Here is a 1,320-nt window from a genome sequence, read left to right on the forward strand (position 1 = left end):
ATAAATTCTCTCTAGCATTTTCTGGCTCTCGGGGTTTAGGTCTCTAATCAATCTCATTGTATTTTCCTGCTGCTTCGTTTTTTTATGTATTATACTTCTTAATTTTTTATTTGGGTAATTAATTTTGCATGACTACTTAGATATTTTTGGTTCAAATTCAATTTTTAATTTTTCTTCTGCATTAATATACATTACTGGAGCTACGATTAAAATTTTATTTGGATTAATTTTTTGAATTAAATTGACAAGGTTTGTTTTGACTACGCAAGCTCCAGAAATAATAGACTTAACAATAATCAAATAATCGATATTGCTGGGGCTGGGTTCCTGATATTTTTTTAGAATTGGAGCTACTTTTAAGTCGCTAATTCCAAAAGGAGAAAATCTTTTGTTCCAAAAACAAGCATATCCTATGTTAGAAAAATGGTTCTCTAACTGTAGGATAATGCCTTTTGCTAAAAAATCAGCATCTTCAACGGTAGAGGCTAAATATAGGCTATGGGGTGAGCTATCGATAACTCTATTTAAAATTATTTGCCCGAGCTTATTACCGAGTTGTTCCATTACTTCACGATACCTTTCAGGTTCAATACTTTTATTTGCTAAAATTTCAAGGTAGGTAAGGATTGTGCGATCATTGTTAACAAAATTAGATGTTTGTCTGGTCATATTAAAAACTTCTCCAAGTCTTCAAAAGAGGTGGGCTGAAATTGCTTGATTAAATCTTGAATTTTTTTGAAATTTGAACTTTCTATATCATGATATATGGTTCCCGTATCTAAACCATCAGCATAATCCCAATGCAAAAATCCCTTAGAGACATTATACTGGAATCTGGGAATCCGATCCAAAATACTTCGCATTCCTGGATCTAGCTCAATATCCGAACTAAACAATCGGATGTATGATGGCTGGGTAGTTTGGGCTTTGTGTAAAAGCTCGCTCACCGAAACTTCTGACGTATCTATTGAATACCAAGCTCCCAATAAAACGGTCGCAACACATTCGATTTTGTCTGGCTCAGGCTTGTCAAAAGCAGATAGATAACTTATCGATTCCTTAAAATCAGGCATTGCTTCTATTATTTCATTTATGTTTTTTGAATAATAAAAATAAAATACAGAAGTGTAGTTTTTTATTTCGCTAGGAATGGTTTTACTAAGATGAATTTGTGGCTCTTCGGTTTGTGTTATGCAATGGAGGGGGGTTATAAGGGATGGAACCCTTATATAGAAAGGCATTTAGCGATTTTTGTCAATTGATTTTTATCTAGAGCGAACTAATCAATTAAGTCTCTTGCCAGATAAGGATTTAGTCGAT

The 1,320-nt window shown here is 33.3% G+C and carries 2 protein-coding genes; both read right to left on the reverse strand.

All coding sequences use genetic code 11. The features are described 5' to 3' along the window. Window positions 1-132: 132 nt before the first annotated feature. Window positions 133-669, reverse strand: a complete 537-nt coding sequence (locus tag O9332_RS11670) for a hypothetical protein (protein ID WP_288025631.1) — start codon at window positions 667-669, stop codon at window positions 133-135. Next, window positions 666-1,241 (reverse strand): hypothetical protein, encoded by a 576-nt coding sequence (locus tag O9332_RS11675; protein WP_502846650.1) that lies wholly within the window; start codon window positions 1,239-1,241, stop codon window positions 666-668. Before O9332_RS11675 ends, O9332_RS11670 begins: the two co-directional genes overlap by 4 nt. Window positions 1,242-1,320: the final 79 nt, after the last annotated feature.

It is taken from the genome of Microcystis sp. LE19-10.1B, from assembly GCF_027530565.1.
Taxonomy (GTDB): domain Bacteria; phylum Cyanobacteriota; class Cyanobacteriia; order Cyanobacteriales; family Microcystaceae; genus Microcystis; species Microcystis aeruginosa.